Raw genomic sequence first — 19,431 nt, 5'->3', positions numbered from 1 at the left:
ATTTAATTGTTGTATCTTCGTCTCAACAAAATTATCATGATCAAAATTGAAGTACAGTCACTCCCTCTTTTTGAAGTAATACGAGATATTGCAGCTGCATTTGAAGTAGATTACCAAGAAAACTGTGGAGAATACCATGTAGATATTCCTTCTAATTTAGGGGAGGGTTTTATAAAGGGGATTAACTTTGACGGAGGTTTCGGCATTTTAATCTACCAATGTAAATTTAATGATGACCTAGAATTTCACTTTGTGGTGGATCATATACACCCTTTAAAATTTTTATATTGTTTAAATGGCGTTTTACACCACAGATTTCAGGATAGCGAAAACAACAATACCATAGAGCAATATCAAAGTTCAATTGTAGCCAGTAAAAGCACCAATGGGCATATTCTTCATTTTACTGCAGATACGTATATACAAGTAGGAAGTCTTGAGGTAGATCGGGAAAAGTTTAAGAACAAAGTAAATTGTGAGCTAAGGAGTCTTTCTCCTGAACTTAAAAAATTGTTTTTGGATAGCATGGCGTTAAATGAATTTTACCATAACGGGTACTACAGCTTACAAATTGCAGATTTATTTACGAAAATTCAGAGTTTTGAAAACAACGACTTTATAAGAAGAATCTTCTTGGAAGGCCAGGCATACAGTGTATTAACCCATCAAATTGTTCAATATCATGACGACATTAGTGAAGAAGACAAAAGTTCTGTACTACGTAGTTACGAAATTTTACAAATTAAAAAAGCGGCTAAACTCATAGACTACGATCTTGCAGACTTAGATTCTGTAGAGAAAATTGCTGAAGAAGTTGGACTTAACATCAACAAGTTGCAATTAGGCTTCAAACATTTGTACCAGACCACAGTAAACGGTTACGTACAGCAAAAACGTATGGTTTTGGCTCGGAATCTCCTGAACAATACAGATTATAATATTTCTGAAATTGTTGGTAAAATTGGTCTCTCCAGTAAGAGTTATTTTTCAAAGATTTTTAAAGAAACCTATGATATTTCACCTTCAGAATATAGAAAAAACAACAAAATACTTCGAGACAAGTAAAATGTTATGTATTCACTCTGTTTTTAAAACCAGATAAAATGGGGTGTAAAATAAATTATTTCTTAGCATAGCATAGCAATTCTCACACAATTCTTAACTGTTTCAAAACAATTTCAACAAACAGAATTGCAAGTAGTTAAATGCTGTTAAAATATTTTATCAAATAAAATTTCTAATTACTTTTAATCTATAACAACTAAAAACTTAGAAACATGAGAGATTTAATTTGGTTAATCGTAGTAATTTTAATAGTAGGATGGCTAATTGGTTTTATAGGATTTGGAGCTGCCGTTGGTAACTTAATCCACATTCTATTAGTCATAGCAGTAATTATGATTATTTTTAAATTACTTACAGGTAAAAGACTATAATTCACTAATAAATAACTGTAAAAAGGCCTTCATAATTTTTTGTGAAGGCTATTTTTTTTCATCCGTTTCTTATACCTTTAGTACCTTAAACAACAGTGGCTTTATGCAGGTAATTACACAATCCAAGATTAAATATACCCTCTTAGTTTTTCTAAGCTTTCTATATTCTTTTAGTACTTTGCTTGCGCAAGAGCTACCTATAGAAGCTATTAAAGAACAAATTTCTTTCTATAAAGAAAATACGCGCGGCCCCTATAAAAGCATTCATTGGTTTTGCACAGACGGAGAAGTAAGAGAAGCACGGGATCCTTGTCCTAATGATAAAGATAAAGCAGTACAACACGCAGACTATCGTGACGATATAAAAAACCTAGCCAAAAAGCATCATTTATTTTTTTCTGAAATTTTAGCAAGTACCAACCGTACCGATTTCTGGGATGAAGCCAACGACCAAAGCAGGTTAAAACAATACCAATTAAACCGTTATTTAGAAAGTGTAGATGATGGTTGGATACAAAGAAAATCACAATACTACCGTGGCGCCATACAAATTGAAGATGAACAAGCATGGGGTGTCGAGTTTTATGAAAAATTCTTGCCTCGTGATAGCCGTGTTACCAGCAAGTATTATTTATTGAGACAATCGCTACGTGACCTTCCGCATGATGGAGATACGAATCTTGCGCAACTCATGCGAAGCCAGTCCAAGGTTATTGCAGATAACTTTTCAAAATTTATGGACGTTCGCATTAAAATTCATGGCAATCCAACAAAAGAAGATATTATACTGGTGCAAAAGTTTCAGAAGGACTATGACAACAAGCTTTCTGAAAATTTAAAAACAGAACTCAACGCGTTAGAAAAAACTATGATTGAGTTTTATACGCCCATTAACACGACTTCTCTCACCACCCAAGTAGAGCGAATTTCGAAAAACAATGCCACACGAGCAAGATTGCTTCAATTTTTAGAAAATTATAATTCTGAAGATGCACCCCCGCAAAACATCGTAAAATTAGCCGATGTTTTATGCGTTATTAGAACTGAAATAACTGATAATACTTCAGGAAACGATCGTTTGTTATTACTCGATCTCTCCAACAGCTTGGAAGATATTTTGCTGAAACAATCACAAGAATGGCAACCCGACGACTTGTTGGGATTACTAGAAAAAATAAGACACCTCAGCCTCGCAGCAGCAGGTACAGGATTAATTGAATTGTGGGAATGGGAAAAAATTAAACCCGAGCTAGAAGTACATTTAGGACAAACTGAATTAAGTATTGAAGCCCTCAACCATTTTTTGCAAACAAGTCGTGGTGTAGTAGAATGGAGTGCGGCTATGGTAAAGGCAAACTATCAGGATATTGTAGACACTTACACGCAGTTTGAACCATTAAGTTATGGTTTTATAGACGACCGTGTGCGTTCCAGTGTGGCATTGGATCTGGGCGAAAGTGTAAGTAAATTAGGTAGTATTATTGCAGAATTTTCTAACCTGAGTAACAAGGTGATGAACCTAAAATCGCAAAGTACTATTCGTGGATTAAATCCAGGATATGCTTTTGGCGACCTGGTTATTGTGGAGGAGTCTTCAGAAAATATAACCACGAATCCTAATACTATTTACATCTTCCAAAAGCCCCCTAGCGATTTAAAACCAGTGGCGGGAATAATGACGGTTTCTGAAGGCAACCTGGTATCGCACGTACAATTATTGGCAAGAAATCTAGGTATTCCTAACGCCGCACTTTCCAGTGACAACCTAAAAGATCTTTTAAAATTTAATGGTAAGAAAGTTTTTTACGCCGTTTCAGCAAAAGGAAATGTGATTTTAAAGTCTGAAAAAGATATGACGTCTGAAGAAAAAGAACTCTTCAGTAAACAAGAACGAAATTCAGAAAAAATTGCAGTACCTGTGGAGCAAATTCGGTTAGATGTTTGCGAAGTGTTGGACATGAAAAATGTAGACGCTAGCGATTCGGGAAAGTTGTGTGGCCCAAAAGCAGCTAACCTCGGGCAATTAAAAAAACTTTTCCCAGAGAATGTGGTAGAAGGTGTTATAATTCCGTTTGGGATTTTCAGAAAACATATGGACCAGCAAATGCCTGGTGAAGAGGTAAGTTATTGGACCTATTTAATCGATACGTTTGGAGAAGCCAATATAAAACGAATGAATAAGGTTCCTGAAAACGAGGTGGAAACTTACCAGCTACAACGTTTATCAACTTTAAAAAACGCTATTGAACAAATGCCTCTGGAACCTAGTTTTCAAAAGGATTTGGAAACTTCTTTTGCGAAAGCTTTCGGAAGTACTATTGGGAATGTCCCGGTATTCTTGAGAAGTGATACCAATATGGAAGACTTAAAAGAATTTACAGGAGCCGGTCTTAATTTGACACTTTTCAACATTCTTACCAAAGAAAATATCTTAAACGGAATTAAAAAAGTGTGGGCGTCACCCTATACCGAGCGTAGTTTTAAATGGCGTCAAAAATATCTGAACAATCCAGAAAATGTGTACCCTTCTATTTTAATCATTCCTAGTATAGATGTGGAATATAGTGGTGTTATGATTACCAAAGGTATCAACAGAGGTTCTGAAGAAGATCTCACGGTTGCCTTTAGCCGTGGTGCTGGTGGCGCCGTAGATGGACAAATAGCCGAAACCCGATTGGTGACAGCTACGGATAATTTTATGCTGGCACCAGCGCGGGAATCGGGATATTTACGATTGCCAAAAACCGGAGGTACCACAAAAAATACCACCACGTTTGAAAACCCTATTATAAATGACAAAAACATTGAAGACCTTCGCGCTATTGCAAATCAAGTAAGAACCAAAATGCCACAGGAAACTGGCAACGAATATAAAGGTGCCTGGGATGTGGAGCTAGGGTTTGAAAATGATAAATTATGGTTATTTCAAATACGACCTTTTGTAGAAAATAAAAATGCGAAAAGTTCGGAATATTTGGCTTCCATTACACCAAAAACAGATATAACAAAACAAGTTTCACTTTCAGAAAAAATTGAAACCGATAAAAACGAATAACCCCATGACACGTAAAAAATATAGTATCTTCTTGCTACTACTTAGTTGTATAGTGCTCTCTTTTGGATTTTACCCTATAGATGGCTATGAGCGCTCGCAGATAAAGCGTTTGTTGGATATTCAGAATACACTTGATAAAGGTGAGAAATACACTCGAATTCCCGCAGGTGCCTTTGCCAGTATTGAAGACATACAATTAAATTTACTCCCCGTAGGCGATAAAAATATAGATAGTATTTTAAAGGAAGATCCAGAATTTTCTAAAGCTATTAAGCGCATTACTCCAGGTGGTAGTTATTCGTTAGCAGTTCTGGATATGACAGATCCCAACAACCTGAAATATGCATCGCATCGTGAGAATGTAGGCTATCAGCCAGGGAGTGTTGGCAAAATTGCTGTTTTAAATGCGGTTTTTTATCAGCTACAAAAAATATATCCTGACGATTTTGAGGCACGAATCGCTCTGCTTTGTAACAAAATTGTAGATTCCAGATATTGGGGAACTGGAGATCATCATACGGTACCCATTTTTGACCCAAAAACTGAAAAATTAACCAAAAGACAAGTAGTAGCGAGTGATACATTCACCTTGTTTGAATGGCTGGATCACATGGTTTCGGTAAGTAATAACGGTGCAGCCAGTGTCATGTACCGCGAAGCAATGTTGATGGCTGCCTTTGGAAAAGACTATCCTAGATTATCTTTGGAAGATTCAGAAAAATATTTTGTAGATACGCCAAGAGATTCATTGACCAGCTTAGCGAGCAGTGTTGTAAATGATCCCTTACGAGAATTGGGTATTACAGAAGACGATTGGCGCCTAGGTGGTATGTTTACCGATGCAGCGGGAAAGTATGTAGGCCGCACAGGAGGAAGTATAGGCTCGCCAAAAGGGTTGATGAAATATCTGGTACAATTGGAACAGGGAAAAGTGGTTGACACGGCTTCTAGTTTAGAAATAAAACGTTTACTATACATTACAGACCGAAGGATACGTTATGCAAGAGCAAGACAATTGGACAGTGCCCGGGTGTATTTTAAATCTGGAAGTTTTTACAGCTGCAATAAGTCTTTACCAGGTTCTTGTGGCGAATACGCTGGAAATAAGTTTAATTACATGAACTCTGTAATTACTGTAGAACATCCTAACGGCAAAAAGTATATAGTATGCTTAATGACCAATGTATTGAGTAAAAATTCCGCGGGAGCGCATATGTATCTAGCGAGTTCTATTGATAAGGTTGTTACTGCTCAATAGAGGCCATTTTTAGCTCTTTTACAGTGCGAATGGCAAAACGTTGCACGACAAGGTTTGGGTGCTTTATAAGAGGTTTTACCACCGAAAGATACGCGTCATTTCCAGAAAATTTAATAACGTTAAGCACAGCCAGTTTCATTCTTGTACCACGATTACGTAATAGCATGGTCAAGATTTCTTTTTCTGGCTTAACCTTGGCTTCAAAAGATGAAACAGCATAGCCATTGTTCTCCAGTACGTGGTATTCGATTAACGGCAGGATATTGCTTTTCAGTCTTGATTTAAGGAGGTTGTCTAAAAATTCTATAGCATTTATACGCACATCCTGCTTTTCACTTTTAAGTCCGAAATAAGCGGTATCTATATCTGCCTGATCATATTTTAAACTGAATAATTTAAAAATACAATCTAAACTCTGATTTAATTGTTCCAATAGCAAATCGACAAGATTTTCTCTGGCGATACTAGATTCTATTTCAGCATCAGTATCTAAGGAATCTGTCTGGGATGTATCGATAAATCCTTTTAATGTAATAATTGCGTGCAGAGTATTTCTGTAAAAGACACTTTCTCTAAGCAAAATTCTGGTTAACATACGTTGGTCTACAGCTAAGGAAACGTTTTCCAGCTTAAGTGTATTTAGCGATTTGGCAGCTTCTGTTCTAATGACAAAATCTTTACTTTGCAAAAAACGCATTAATACTTTTACAGAATCTCTTGTTTTAAAGGACTGTATTAATTCTGGGATGTACGGCTTTATAGTGTCTGGTAAACTTTCGGATAACTCTAATTGTAATACTTTTTTAGTAATACCCACGCCATAGGCTTGTAACGCTTCTGTTGCAGCTTCACGAAAAGGCTTTTCAGCTAAAAAATCGAGCAATTGATTAATAAAAGGTTCGTGTGCTGTGAGTCCTGCTGCGGTAATGGCAAACTTAATTAAATAGGGGTCTCGATTATTAAAATTTGCCGAAATAAACGAATAGAAACGAGGATCTTTAGCGTAGCCCACAGCAAGCATAAGCTCTGCCACCTCCTGTTTACGCAAGTCATTCTCTACTGAAAATAACTCCTTAATCTTAGCGTCCAATCGATCGCTCAAATGATAACGCAATGCCAATTTTTTATTTGAAGAAGCATCTTTCGCCAAACAAAGCAGAGCGGCATTCGAGATATAATCGGTTGGGCTGTCCAGATACGATTTGAAAATATTTTCTTCTTTAATGTCGGTATGGTTTAGAAGATAGTCCATCGCTGCATACACCACCTCGTCATTCTTGAAATGTATAAGCTCTTTGATATACTCTGTAGCGGTTCCTTTATTGTAATAATGCAATTGCGAAATAGCAGCCGCCTTCACCTTTGGAGATTCGTGTTTCAGCAAATTTACAATATGAGGCCTAAATGTGTACAATTTGAAATCGGCCAGATGGTCCAACATGGTAATGATTTCAGTTTCATCCCCTTGAGTAAGTATGTTAATGGTAGATTTTGAAGTTCGGTTAAATTTCAGATTTTTATTTTCTACCGAAGCCCCTACTAATGAGTTTTGAATATTACTTCGGAAAGACTGAAAATAGGCCTCCCGTAATTTGTAAATAAGCACCATCCAAATAAATAGAAATAACAAAATAATAACTGTAATATAGGAGGTGCTTAATTCTAATTTTCTTATAATAAAGATTAACATTAACCCCGCTAAACCTGTTGCAATACTATCTACCACGACATCTATATACGATTTTGCCTCATTTTTTATATGGGAAGGAATGGGTAAAATAGAAAGCTCTATCCCCGCCTTATTAATAGATTGTTTAAAGCTACCGTCCATCCCTTTAATAATGATGAGTACCCAAAGTTCTGGAAATGTTAAAAACAACAAACAGCCAATAGCAATCCCCAGGGGCAAGATGAGTAAGTTTGTAGTTACCCCTAGCCAAGCCAGCAAACGATTGGTTAAAAATAGCTGAATGAGTAACGCAATTACATTAAAGGAAGAAAACCAAAAACCAAAAAAAGATGCCAACTCATCACTATCCGGAATTGCTTTATTTGCAAAATCACTAAACTGAAAATCTACGAGTTTTGCCATAACAACCCCTACTCCAACTATAGCTGCAAGGTACGTAAGGTGCTTAGAGTTAATAATAAGTTTAAAAGGCGAGGAATAAGAACCTTGTATGGCTCCTTTACGCTGTTTCCGTATGTACATATTAAGTTTCTCTACCCTAAGTTTCCATACAGTTTGAAGAATAGGCACACAACAAACAATTAAACATGCAGCCACCAAAATCACCACTCTATTTCCAAAACTTGAGGCAATAATGGTGGTTAAGTATCCTCCAAAAATCCCACCTGCAATGGCTCCAGCTCCAATAAAACCAAACAATCGCTTTGCTTCCCTCGCATTGTATACCATATTGGCAATGATCCAGAATTGAGAGGTAACTAAAACCGCAAAGATGGAAACGCTTAAATAATATCCATACAACACCCAGTTATTTATGCTGTTTGTGTACATCAAAAAACTTAACAAGGCAAAAATTAAACTGAAAAAAATAAGGGTACCAGTCGTAATCTTACGAAGTGAAAATTGCTTTACACCTTTGTTATAAAAATACGAAACAATTACAGCAATAACAGCAACTAACATATATGCATACGGCAAATGCGCTGCTCCCAGTTTTGAAAGGAATAGCGCATTTACAGTTGGTTTTACCATTAAAAGAACGGTAATAAGCAGAAAGATATACAACTGCATAAAAAAAGAGATGCGGATTTCCCCATCTCTTATATCAAATGTTCTTTTAAAAAGTGCTGTGAGCATTATAGTGGTTTCTACCCTATAAAGTTCGTGATTTTTTCATTACATTCTCCAAAGGAACTACTAAATCTCTAATGATTTGTTCTCCTAAGTCATTATCGATTAAAGCAACCAAGATATACTTGCGATCTGGACCCCATACTAACACAGAGTCTGAATGATAATTTTTCCAAGAGCCCGATTTTCTAAATAATCTTGCATCAGGAGCTACTTTGTCTAAAGTGTTCACAAATTTATGGTGTAACTCTGGCTTCTCCATAATATTCAACATTTGTCTGGAACGTGTTTCGTTTACCAGATTACCCATAGCCAATTGGTAGTAAAAATTACAAACTTGACGTGTAGTAGCCGCATGACTTAAGCCCTTCATAGGTTCTGGATATCTTCTTCCTCCAGCAGCGTACCGTTTACCAACCCAAAGACCTCCGCCAACTGCTTCGTCATAAAGCTTGTTCTCTGGTGCCCGTAATACAGATTCAATTTTTTCATATCCTACACGATCAATCATACGTGTAGTTGCCTGATTGTTAGACTTACTAATCATCAAGCGCATGTCTTTTTGAATTGCTTTTGAATTGGCTAATTCACCTTTATCAATAGCGTCCATAGAAGCTAATAAAACAGCAATTTTTGGAAGACTTGCTGCGTACATCATATGGTTGTCATTAAGACCCGCATATTGAATGTCGTTAATATCGCTTAAATCTACGATACCAATGGACATCATCTTATTGTCGATTAAGCGTTGCCAATCTTTATGTTTAAAAATTTCTGTTTCTAATTCTGTTTGTAATTCTGCGCAGTAGAGGTCCTTAATGGGATCTATACTTCCTTCTATTTTCATAGGAAGATCTTGAGCAAAAGAAGAAAAAGATATGCATAAAATAAGTAGGAGGATGGGGAATTTGTTTGTGTAATTCATATAAATAATATAGGGCTTTAAAACGTTGACTACTAGTTCACTATCGTAAATTTCGTGCAAATGTATAGTAAAAGAAGGCACGCCATTCATTGGTAACGTTAAATTGTTCAAAATATTGCCTTAAAATTATCTATTCCTTTCGAAATACCCTCTTACTCACAATACATGAGATGGATAATTCATTTTTAACTATATACCTATAGATTAAAATCAATATAAACAACACAACCAATAGATATTATTAAAGCTTAAAGAATACTGGAATAGAGCTGTTTAACAGATATTTCTATTAATCTCTTTACAAATAAGAAACTATGCCTAGAGAGCACCTACTGTAATTCAGCTTTTATGAATCCTACAATGATACCGGTTCCCTGTTCAAAAAAGCCTGGGTGTCCTGAAATGTAAAAATCCAATCAAATTATTCGTGATGTATATCCATCACGAATTGGGATTACCTACGGTGATCCCTAAATTACTCAATCCTGAAAATGCAACTACCTCAGGCTAGAAAAAAAGCTAGGTGTTTAAAAAAAAACAATTAAACTTCTAAGTGATAAACATACATCACGAATTGGGATTACCTACGGTGATCCCTCAAAGCTCCGCTTTGAAAATAAAAAGCCCAAACTTTCAAATTCAAGCGAGCTTGATTTGACGTTTGGACTTTTTATGTATTCGTGACCGCGAAGGGATTCAAACCCCCAACCCTCAGAGCCGAAATCTGATGCGCTATTCAGTTGCGCCACGCGGCCATGTCATTCCCGGGTAGGCGGGAATCTTACTAATTACTCAACTTTTGTTTTACAATGGTACTAATAGTTTTTCCATCTGCTCTTCCTGCAGCTTTTCCGCTTACAATTCCCATTACTTTCCCCATATCGCCCATAGAACTGGCTCCAGTTTGTGCAATGGCTTCTTCTACCAGTTTCTCAACTTCCTGTTCACTTAATTGAGCTGGTAAAAATTTTTCTATCACAGCAGCTTCTGCCAATTCTGGTTCTGAAAGGTCTTTACGCCCCTGTTCACTATATAATACAGCACTATCTTTACGTTGTTTCACCAATTTCTGAAGGAGTTTAATCTCCTCATCATCGGTAAGCTCTTGCTTTGCTCCACTTTCAGTCTGAGCTATTAAAATAGCAGATTTCACAGAACGCAATGCTTGTAAAGCTTGCTGATCTTTTGCTTTCATGGCTATTTTCATAGCATCCATAATTTGTGTAGACAAGCTCATGATTTCGTTTTATTGGATGCCAAAGATACTCATTTTCATTTATAAAATAGTGCTATCGCTACCTGGGCTTCTTTTAATACCATTCGTATTTATTCGAATAGAAGTACATACTTTCAAAAGTTTTTGTAATTTTATAGAAACAACCTCCACCTATGAAATCCTTACACACCATTTGCTATATAAGCAATGCAGCTCCTCAACTCTCCGAATTAGATGTTGAGAACATTTTTTCGGAAGCTTCTGAACAAAATAATAATGCTAACGTAAGTGGTATTCTACTTTATAATTTAGGACACTTCTTCCAAGTAATTGAAGGAGAGGTTAAACACATTTTAAACCTTTACGAGAATAAAATAAAAAATGATGTTAGACACCAAGATATTTTTGAGGTGTATAATAAAGCAACAGCTAAGCCTCTCTTCTTCAATTATGACTCAAAATTTAATGTTTTAAAAACCGAAGAAGATTTTCGAAAAATAAGAGAATACTTGAGTAATGTACACACAACTACTTCAAATAAACTCACTAGACTCCTACTACCCTTTGTTATGTATCAGAAAATAGACAGATCGTAAAGCCCGTAGCAAAAATTACAACGGACTTTTTATATACTGTGCTAACAAAATTAATCTACGTTATCGTGTAAAAACGAATTGTTGCTACGCAAGTCAATATCGTCGTCATCTGTATGTATAGATGTTCTCGAAAAATTAGTATCGGTATCTGTATCTTCTAATTCAATTCCCATCCTTTTATAGGCCGGTTGTTTTTCAATATCTTCAATTTTTGAAGCACTGTTTCTGAACTTATAATTAAACTCCTTCATGGTCTTTTTACGCTCCTCGGTACGCGACGCCAATAATTTTGAGATGGGCGTGTTCATAGGATCTATATCTTCTGGCGCCACATCGTCTTCTGGAGTAGACTCTACTGTCTTGGTTTCAAAGACAATTTCATCTTCCGCAGCTTTATTTTTTGCAATAGGCTTGGCATTTAATAATTCTGCCTCTTTTTCCTCATAATCGTCCAAACTGTACCGCTTTATGCCCTGATCCGAAACTTCAGTAATGGGAACAATTTCTAACGCATCTTTCACCTCAATATCTTCAATACGCGAGGTAATTACCTCTTCTTCAACCTCTTGTTTTTTTGGAGTTTCTTTCTTGCTTTCTGAAATATTTAAAGGAAGGTCAAACATTAATATTTGCTCCTCTACTTCGGTTTCCTTAACGGGTGGCTTTTCTTTCTTTTCGACAATTATGAAATCTTCCTGAGTTGCTTTTGCTGAATTTTTCTGCTCAGCTTTTGCTTTTGGAATTACAATTTCAAAGCTATTTACATCTATCTCATTAATGAAAAGTTGTTCAAATTCAGCAATGCGATGAATATCTACTACGGTACATTCCACATCTATATTTTTGATAAGTTCTGAAGTCTCAATATACCCTTCAAAAGGGAGTGCCTTTTGATCTTTTGGCACTTCTACCACAGCTGCCTTAATCGAAGGTTTTACGACAGGCGCCTCCTCTTCATCCAACACCAAAGTATGGCGAATTACGGGATTAGGTTTTGGCTCGGGCTTTTCTTCAGCTTTAGGAATTTCAACCGGAGTTGCGCCTTGCTTGGCCGATAAATCCTGCTCTGCTTTTTGCTCTTCTTCTAAGGTGTGAATTATTTTCTTAGTTTCAGTATTGCTAATATCATCTTGCTGCTCTGCATTAAATCCCGTAGCAATCACGGTAATAGCAACGGCACCTTCCAAAGATTCGTCTTCACCAATACCCATAATAATGTTGGCACTGTGACCTGCCTCATTTTGAATGTGGTCACTAATTTCACCTATTTCGTCGATGGTAATTTCTTCATTTCCTGAAACTATTAATAACAATACATTTTTAGCTCCTTTAATCTTATTATCATTCAACAAGGGTGAGTCTAAGGCTTTATTAATTGCTTCTTGGGCACGGTTTGCACCACTGGCACTTGCGCTACCCATAATAGCTGTTCCGCTATTGGCCAGCACAGTTTTTGCATCGCGCAAGTCAATATTTTGAGTGTAGTGATGGGTAATAACTTCTGCAATACCTCGCGCTGCAGTGGCTAATACTTCATCGGCTTTAGAGAAACCTGCTTTAAACCCTAAGTTACCGTATACCTCACGCAACTTGTTATTGTTGATGACTACAAGCGAATCACAATTTTGACGTAGCTTTTCTACCCCAATCTGGGCTTGCTCGCCACGCATCTTTCCTTCAAACTGAAAAGGAATTGTAACAATCCCCACTGTTAAAATATCCAGCTCCTTTGCCATTTTAGCAATAATAGGTGCTGCTCCTGTACCGGTACCACCCCCCATACCTGCGGTGATAAAAATCATTTTGGTATTGGTAGAAAGCATATTTTTTATTTCCTCCAGACTTTCCATGGCAGATTGCTCTCCAATGGCTGGGTTAGCGCCTGCTCCTAAACCTTCAGTAAGAGAAACCCCTAACTGGATTTTAATAGGCACAGCGCTATTTTCTAGGGCTTGAGCATCTGTATTGCAGATTACGAAATCTACACCTTTAATGCCCTGACTAAACATGTGGTTGATCGCGTTGCTACCGCCACCCCCAACGCCTATCACTTTTATGACGTTGCTTTGGTTCTTTGGCATATCGAACGCAATGGTTGTTTCATCAAAGTTACTACTCATATTATTTATGTTTTGCGAGGTTTATTATCTATTCTTTCCGCTGCGCGGACGTATTCTTTATTAATTATTTTTACTGCAAACTGCTACTGCTTACTTATTATTCTGCGTTGTCCAAAAACTCCTTGAACTTCTCCGCCCATTTATCAAAAAAGCGTTTGCGCTCTACGTGTGTTTCTTCTTTTATTTCTGGTTCTTGAATTTCCGAATCTTTTTGATTAAATTCTTCTTTTTCAGCATCCTGTGTATCTTTCAATACTTTTGGAGTATTGCGGTGCTTATTTTCTAAACTATTTAGCACCAACCCTACCGCCGTGGCATATAACGGGCTTGTAGTTTCACTATCGCTATCACCGGCCAAATGCTCGTTTGGATACCCAATACGTGTATCCATTCCTGTGATATACTCTACCAACTGTTTCAAATGTTGCAATTGGGCACCACCACCTGTTAACACAATTCCTGCAATTAATTTCTTCTTTTGCTCTTCGTGTCCATAATTTTTTATTTCCAGGTATACTTGTTCTATAATCTCCACGACTCTTGCGTGAATAATTTTAGACAAATTTTTCAGCGTAATTTCTTTCGGTTCTCTTCCTCGTAGTCCGGGAATTGAAACTATTTCGTTGTCTTTATTTTCACCTGGCCATGCACTTCCAAATTTCACTTTCAGCAATTCTGCCTGCTTTTCAATAATGCTACACCCTTCTTTTATATCTTCGGTTATCACATTTCCACCAAAAGGAATTACAGCTGTGTGCCGAATGATACCATCCTTAAAAATGGCCAGATCTGTCGTTCCGCCTCCTATATCAATCAGCGCTACACCTGCTTCTTTTTCTTCTCTGCTCAACACCGCATTTGCCGAAGCTAACGGCTCCAAAGTAATACCAGAGAGTTCTAAGCCTGTGCTCTTTACACAGCGACCAATATTTCTAATACTGGAAACTTGGCCCACCACTACGTGAAAGTTGGCTTCTAACCTACCTCCATACATCCCGATGGGCTCTTTAATTTCTGCCTGCCCGTCTACTTTAAAATCTTGTGGCAAAACATGTATGATTTCTTCTCCTGGCAACATCACCAATTTGTGAACTTGATTGCACAATCGGTCTATATCTTCGGCGTCTATCACCTCGTCACTATTGCTACGGGTAATGTAATCGCTATGCTGAAGGCTACGTATATGCTGCCCAGCAATGCCCACCACAACATCTTGTATCTTTAATCCTGAAGACGTCTCTGCATCTTGTACCGCTTGCTGAATAGATTGAATCGTCTGCGTAATATTATTTACCACACCACGGTGCACGCCCAAACTTTTGGATTTTCCAATACCCAAAATCTCCATCTTCCCATACTCATTGTTCCTACCAATCATAGCAACAATCTTGGTGGTCCCAATGTCTAATCCAACCGCTATGTCTTTATTTTCCATCCTATTCGGTTTTTGTGGCTACTACCTGATTTCCAAATTGCAAATCGATTGTTTTATAGCTCTGTAATGTTTTGTCCTCTTTCGTTTTTTGATAAAATGCCTTAAAATTCTGAAACTTTAATTCCATATTTTCAACTTTTCCGAAACGTACATCAAAATCGTATTTTCGAAGTTTAAGTGTAACGCTCCCTCCTTCAGAAAGTTGGATCCCCACTACACTCTGTCTCATGAATTCATCTTCATTTATCTTTAATAATAACGGCGTAATCTCAGTAAAATTGGTCTTAGACCTGCCAGTTATTATGGGCACCCTTGCAGCGTACACAGAAGACAACGGCATCTTCTTCCCATCTTCATCCAGGTAATAATTAGGCGAAGCGGCTATCCTACCAATAGGATTCCGCTGTTGTATCTTTGCACCCAAAACGCCGTCAACCGTTACATACACTTGCGCATCGCGAATCATCGCATTTGCCAACAAGCGGGACTCCATCTCTTTCAAAACTAAAGTTTCTTTACCCACTTTAGTAATACTGTCCTGATTTACTACTAACAATTTATTAACAGTGCTCAGCGTGATGAATGGGTCGTTTTCGTCCAGAAATTCTATACTAATTTTACTCAATTTTCTGGCTGAATTTCGCTTTTGCGTAAAGCTGAAAAGGAATACCACCAAAACAATAAGTAACACAAATTTTATGACAGGAATAAACTTTTTCATCGATCTAAAATTTTAGTGATTGATGAAACTTCGACTCCTATATCTCCTGCTCCTACTAGTAATTTTATACGGCAGTTCGAATTTTTTAATGCGGAAGGGATTTCGGATTTCGTTATTAATTTTGCTGCTCCATTGAGGTTTCGACCGCGCTCAACCAGACATTCGTCAATCATTTCTAGTAACCAACTGGAAGTCACCCCTTCCATAGGTTCTTCTCTCGCAGGATAGATATCCAATAACAGCACTTCATCAAATTGGGCTAAACTCTCAGCAAACCCTTGTGCAAAATCTTTTGTTCTACTGAAAAGATGTGGCTGAAAAACAATCACTTTTCTATCATTTGGATACATTTCGGCAACTGCTTGGTGTAAGGCATTTAATTCGGTTGGATGATGGGCATAATCGTCTATCAACACCAAATCGTCTCTTCTAATTTTATATGAAAACCGACGCTCCACACCTTTAAAAGTAACTAAAGCTTTGGGTAGGCAATCGGTTGGGGAACCTGCTAAAATTGCCATTCCCAAAGCTGTTACAGCATTGTGTAGGTTATGGTGTCCGGGTAGTTGAAATTGTAAATCTTTTAATGTAAGCGTCGGAGTTTTTAAGTCGAAAACGTAGATTCCATTTTCAATCCGTACGTTTTGTGCCTCAAAAGCTGCTGCTTCCTCAATGGCAACCGATTGTCCTTCTAACGGCAAGCCTTTTTTGAAGAGTAAATTTTCTTTCTTCGGAAGTAAAGCCGCAAATTCTTTAAACGCATCCTGGATAGAATTTTCGTCTCCGTAAATATCCAAATGGTCTGCATCCATAGAGGTAACGCAGGCAATATCCGGACTGAGTGTTAGAAACGAACGGTCAAACTCGTCTGCTTCTACCACGGTGATTTCGGTGCCTTTGCTAATGAAATTCGATTTGTAATTCTCTGCAATTCCGCCTAAAAAAGCAGTGACCGGCATTTCACAGGAAGCCAACAAATGACCTAAAATAGCCGAAGTTGTTGTCTTGCCGTGAGTGCCAGCAACCGCCAAACATAATGTGTGCTTTGTAACCTCACCCAACAGTTTGGAGCGTTTGATGACGTTGTACTTGTTATCTTGAAACCAGTTGAGCAACTCACTTTTCTTAGGAACTGCCGGCGTATACACTACTAAAGTCTCAGAAGTGTTTTGAATTGCTGCAGGTATTTCCGAAACTGAATCTATGTAAGTAATAGCAATCCCTTCAGAAACCAATGTTTTAGTAAGCGATGTCTCCGTCTTGTCATACCCAAGCACATGAATCCCTTTCAACTTAGCGAAACGGGCGAGAGCGCTCATCCCAATCCCACCAATGCCGATGAAGTATATGTTTTGTATGTTCTGGAGTATGTCCACTTTTAACTTTTAACCTTTAACTTTAATAATTTTTCTATTTCGTCCACGATATCTTTTGCCGCATGTGGTTTTGCTAGTTTTTTAATGTTTTCTGAAAGCTGTTGCTGAAGGGTTTCATCCTTCAATAAATCATCAATCGTTTGCTGAAATTTCTCGTCCGCTTCACTTTCCCGCAACAAAATAGCTGCATTTTTTTCTGAAATAGATAGCGCATTTTTGGTTTGGTGGTCTTCCGAAACATTGGGTGACGGAATAAAAATAACCGGTTTCCCCACCAAACACAACTCAGAAACCGATAACGCTCCCGCTCTTGAAATAATAACATCTGCAGCTGCGTAAGCCAAATCCATTCTATTTAAAAAAGGATGCACTTGAACCTTGTCATTTTGGTTGCCGAGCGGAGCCGAGGCATATTCAGTTTCGTATAATTTCCCACATTGCCAGATCACTTGCACATGTTCAGCTTTAAAATAATCCAGAGCTTCATTCACCAACTGATTTATTTTTCTAGCGCCCAGACTTCCGCCTAGCACTAAAATGGTTTTTAACTCAGGGTTCAGTTTAAAGAACTGTTGTCCTTCAACTCTTTTGCTTCTTATTTCCAATAAATCCTGACGTACGGGATTGCCCGTTAGCACTATTTTTTCAGCTGGAAAAAACTGGTTCATGCCATCGTAGGCTGTACAAACTGTATCTACTGTTTTGCTCAACCACTTATTGGTAATTCCTGCATGACTATTCTGCTCTTGAATCAAACATGGAATATTTTTACCCGAAGCAACTTTCAACAAAGGCGCACTGGCATACCCACCTGTTCCAATCGCTACATTGGGCTTAAACCTTTTTATGATACGTCTAGACTTCATCAAACTTGAAATCAGTTTAAAAGGAAACATCAAATTCTTCATACTCAAACTACGCTGCAATCCTGAAATCCAAAGCCCTTCAATCTTGTAGCCTGCTTGCGGCACCTTCTCCATTTCCATACGGTCGCTAGCACCCACAAACAGAAATTCTGCAGTTGGGTAGCGCGATTTTAACTCATTCGCGATAGCAATAGCAGGATAAATATGCCCGCCGGTGCCGCCACCACTAATGATGAATTTGTATGGATTATTTTTATTCATAGTTCAATTTAATGGGTTGTCCCCTCTCCGCCGCTGCGGATCTCCCCTCCGGTAAGAATTTTTTTTTACCATCGCTCCTCCCCTCAGGGGAGGCTGGGTGGGGACTATATTGTTTCTGAAAGTATATCCAACGGATTCTCAATGTATCCATCTTCGGTTTCTTTCTTTTGTATTTCTCTTTTTGCGGCTACACTTAATACCATTCCCAATGCCAGGCACGTCATCCAAATACTGGTTCCTCCACTACTTACTAAAGGTAAAGTTTGTCCAGTTACGGGAAATAATTCTACAGCTACAGCCATATTTATTAATGCCTGAAACACTATGGGCAGGCCTACACCTATCACCAGTAATTTCCCAAACATAGAAGTTGCTTTGTGTGCTACAATGACTAATCTAAAAAGCAGCGCCAAGTATAAAAACATCAAAAACAAACCACCCACTATTCCGAATTCCTCCACGATAATAGCATAGATAAAATCTGACGACGATTGTGGTAAAAAGTTTTTCTGAATGCTCTTCCCAGGACCTAAACCCGTAACACCACCTGATGCAATGGCAATTTTGGCTTTCTCTATTTGGTAGTCACCTTCAGTATCTTCTTTATCTGTAAAATTTTCAATTCGGCTCATCCACGTATCTACACGATTGTTGAAGGCTCCCGGAAACGCCATAGCTGTTAAAACAAATAGTGCCAGTACAACAAACCCTGTCCCTAGAACAATTAATAAATACCGCAGCGGATACCCACCTATAAAAACCAGTACTACCACCATGGCAAAAATGATTGCTGTGGTTGAGAGGTTGGCTGGTAGTATCAACGCTAGTACTACAAATACGGGCAACCATAACGGCAAAAGCGTTTCTTTAAATGTTACTTCTTTGTCTTTTATTCGGCTTAAATAGCGGGCTACATAGGTCATTAATACCACTGCTGCCAACGTAGAGGTCTGGAATGTCACCCCAACAAAGGGAACACGTATCCATCGACTTGCATTAGCCCCGTCTATAGTAGTTCCTTGTGCCATTGTAAAGATTAACAACAATATGGCTATTGGTAATGCAATGATAGAAAGTCCCTTAAAATAGTGATATGGGATTTTATGAACCCCATATAAAATGGCAAATCCCAATAACAAATGTGCCAAATGTTTCAGTAAAAATTTGAAAGTATTTCCATCGCCATACAGGTATGCCAGGTTGCTACTCGCACTGTACACGGGCAGAAACGAGAACAATGCCAACAGACCTACTACGGCCCAAATGGCTTTATCACCTTGAATGTTTTTGAAAATATCTTTCATTAGTACTTGAACTCTATTAATACATTAGGTTTCGACCGCGC

At 37.8% G+C, this 19,431-nt stretch carries 14 protein-coding genes and 1 tRNA gene; 5 read left to right on the top strand and 10 right to left on the bottom strand.

Annotated features, from left to right (window positions below; all coding sequences use genetic code 11):
• Positions 1-36 precede the first annotated feature (36 nt).
• The 4 genes from ACQ2HF_RS07505 (at position 37) to ACQ2HF_RS07490 (ending at position 5,749) form a co-directional block, all read left to right on the top strand.
• Entirely contained in the window at positions 37-1,065 is a 1,029-nt protein-coding gene (locus ACQ2HF_RS07505) for a helix-turn-helix domain-containing protein (RefSeq protein WP_432412907.1), read from the top strand.
• 212 nt (positions 1,066-1,277) lie between these two features.
• A complete protein-coding gene (locus ACQ2HF_RS07500; protein ID WP_432412906.1) occupies positions 1,278-1,436 on the top strand; it encodes a lmo0937 family membrane protein in 159 nt (52 codons plus the stop codon).
• 103 nt (positions 1,437-1,539) lie between these two features.
• A complete protein-coding gene (locus ACQ2HF_RS07495; protein ID WP_432412905.1) occupies positions 1,540-4,491 on the top strand; it encodes a PEP/pyruvate-binding domain-containing protein in 2,952 nt (983 codons plus the stop codon).
• Positions 4,492-4,495: 4 nt separating this feature from the next.
• Positions 4,496-5,749 carry a serine hydrolase gene (locus ACQ2HF_RS07490; protein WP_432412904.1) on the top strand — a complete coding sequence of 418 codons (1,254 nt, stop codon included), beginning with the start codon at positions 4,496-4,498 and terminating at the stop codon, positions 5,747-5,749.
• Here ACQ2HF_RS07490 and ACQ2HF_RS07485 read toward each other — a convergent pair.
• The 4 genes from ACQ2HF_RS07485 to ACQ2HF_RS07470 all read right to left on the bottom strand — a co-directional run bounded on the left by ACQ2HF_RS07485 (position 5,736) and on the right by ACQ2HF_RS07470 (position 10,732).
• Entirely contained in the window at positions 5,736-8,576 is a 2,841-nt protein-coding gene (locus ACQ2HF_RS07485) for an NTP/NDP exchange transporter (protein ID WP_432412903.1), read from the bottom strand. The two genes, ACQ2HF_RS07490 and ACQ2HF_RS07485, sit on opposite strands and share 14 nt — an antisense overlap.
• A 16-nt stretch (positions 8,577-8,592) precedes the next feature.
• Complete coding sequence (locus tag ACQ2HF_RS07480) at positions 8,593-9,417, bottom strand: serine hydrolase (RefSeq protein ID WP_432412902.1); 825 nt, start codon at positions 9,415-9,417, stop codon at positions 8,593-8,595.
• A 759-nt stretch (positions 9,418-10,176) separates the two neighbouring features.
• Positions 10,177-10,250 (bottom strand) — tRNA-Arg (locus tag ACQ2HF_RS07475).
• A gap of 29 nt (positions 10,251-10,279) precedes the next feature.
• Positions 10,280-10,732 carry a GatB/YqeY domain-containing protein gene (locus ACQ2HF_RS07470; RefSeq protein ID WP_432412901.1) on the bottom strand — a complete coding sequence of 151 codons (453 nt, stop codon included), beginning with the start codon at positions 10,730-10,732 and terminating at the stop codon, positions 10,280-10,282.
• 152 nt (positions 10,733-10,884) lie between these two features.
• On the opposite strand from ACQ2HF_RS07470, the gene ACQ2HF_RS07465 reads away from it, so the two are divergent.
• On the top strand, positions 10,885-11,307 hold the full coding sequence (locus ACQ2HF_RS07465; protein WP_432412900.1) for a BLUF domain-containing protein: 423 nt from the start codon (positions 10,885-10,887) through the stop codon (positions 11,305-11,307).
• A 50-nt stretch (positions 11,308-11,357) separates the two neighbouring features.
• On the opposite strand, the gene ftsZ is transcribed toward ACQ2HF_RS07465, so the two are convergent.
• The 6 genes from ftsZ to ACQ2HF_RS07435 all read right to left on the bottom strand — a co-directional run bounded on the left by ftsZ (position 11,358) and on the right by ACQ2HF_RS07435 (position 19,390).
• Positions 11,358-13,427 (bottom strand): cell division protein FtsZ, encoded by a 2,070-nt coding sequence (ftsZ, locus tag ACQ2HF_RS07460; protein ID WP_432412899.1) that lies wholly within the window; start codon positions 13,425-13,427, stop codon positions 11,358-11,360.
• A gap of 97 nt (positions 13,428-13,524) precedes the next feature.
• Positions 13,525-14,862, bottom strand: a complete 1,338-nt coding sequence (ftsA, locus tag ACQ2HF_RS07455; protein WP_432412898.1) for a cell division protein FtsA — start codon at positions 14,860-14,862, stop codon at positions 13,525-13,527.
• Between the two features lies 1 nt (position 14,863).
• The gene (locus tag ACQ2HF_RS07450; RefSeq protein ID WP_432412897.1) at positions 14,864-15,583 is read right to left on the bottom strand and encodes a cell division protein FtsQ/DivIB; all 720 of its coding nucleotides are present in this window, start codon (positions 15,581-15,583) and stop codon (positions 14,864-14,866) included.
• Positions 15,580-16,959, bottom strand: coding sequence for a UDP-N-acetylmuramate--L-alanine ligase (locus ACQ2HF_RS07445; protein ID WP_432412896.1), 1,380 nt, complete (start codon positions 16,957-16,959; stop codon positions 15,580-15,582). Before ACQ2HF_RS07445 ends, ACQ2HF_RS07450 begins: the two co-directional genes overlap by 4 nt.
• Positions 16,960-16,961: 2 nt before the next feature.
• A complete protein-coding gene (murG, locus tag ACQ2HF_RS07440) occupies positions 16,962-18,086 on the bottom strand; it encodes an undecaprenyldiphospho-muramoylpentapeptide beta-N-acetylglucosaminyltransferase (RefSeq protein WP_432412895.1) in 1,125 nt (374 codons plus the stop codon).
• Positions 18,087-18,190: 104 nt separating this feature from the next.
• Entirely contained in the window at positions 18,191-19,390 is a 1,200-nt protein-coding gene (locus ACQ2HF_RS07435; RefSeq protein WP_432412894.1) for an FtsW/RodA/SpoVE family cell cycle protein, read from the bottom strand.
• Positions 19,391-19,431: the final 41 nt, after the last annotated feature.

It is taken from the genome of Rasiella sp. SM2506, from assembly GCF_050859505.1.
Lineage (GTDB): Bacteria > Bacteroidota > Bacteroidia > Flavobacteriales > Flavobacteriaceae > Marinirhabdus.
This window is presented reverse-complemented; position numbering and strand designations above follow the sequence as displayed.

Excerpts from the sequence above, each read along its gene's own strand:
- ftsZ (WP_432412899.1), bottom strand. The coding sequence starts at position 13,427 with ATGAGTAGTAACTTTGATGAAACAACCATTGCGTTCGATATGCCAAAG.
- ACQ2HF_RS07435 (WP_432412894.1), bottom strand. The coding sequence starts at position 19,390 with ATGAAAGATATTTTCAAAAACATTCAAGGTGATAAAGCCATTTGGGCC.
- ACQ2HF_RS07480 (WP_432412902.1), bottom strand. The coding sequence starts at position 9,417 with ATGAAAATAGAAGGAAGTATAGATCCCATTAAGGACCTCTACTGCGCA.
- murG (WP_432412895.1), bottom strand. The coding sequence starts at position 18,086 with ATGAATAAAAATAATCCATACAAATTCATCATTAGTGGTGGCGGCACC.
- ACQ2HF_RS07495 (WP_432412905.1), top strand. The coding sequence starts at position 1,540 with ATGCAGGTAATTACACAATCCAAGATTAAATATACCCTCTTAGTTTTT.
- ACQ2HF_RS07485 (WP_432412903.1), bottom strand. The coding sequence starts at position 8,576 with ATGCTCACAGCACTTTTTAAAAGAACATTTGATATAAGAGATGGGGAA.
- ACQ2HF_RS07450 (WP_432412897.1), bottom strand. The coding sequence starts at position 15,583 with ATGAAAAAGTTTATTCCTGTCATAAAATTTGTGTTACTTATTGTTTTG.
- ACQ2HF_RS07465 (WP_432412900.1), top strand. The coding sequence starts at position 10,885 with ATGAAATCCTTACACACCATTTGCTATATAAGCAATGCAGCTCCTCAA.
- ACQ2HF_RS07470 (WP_432412901.1), bottom strand. The coding sequence starts at position 10,732 with ATGAGCTTGTCTACACAAATTATGGATGCTATGAAAATAGCCATGAAA.
- ACQ2HF_RS07500 (WP_432412906.1), top strand. The coding sequence starts at position 1,278 with ATGAGAGATTTAATTTGGTTAATCGTAGTAATTTTAATAGTAGGATGG.
- ACQ2HF_RS07490 (WP_432412904.1), top strand. The coding sequence starts at position 4,496 with ATGACACGTAAAAAATATAGTATCTTCTTGCTACTACTTAGTTGTATA.
- ACQ2HF_RS07505 (WP_432412907.1), top strand. The coding sequence starts at position 37 with ATGATCAAAATTGAAGTACAGTCACTCCCTCTTTTTGAAGTAATACGA.
- ftsA (WP_432412898.1), bottom strand. The coding sequence starts at position 14,862 with ATGGAAAATAAAGACATAGCGGTTGGATTAGACATTGGGACCACCAAG.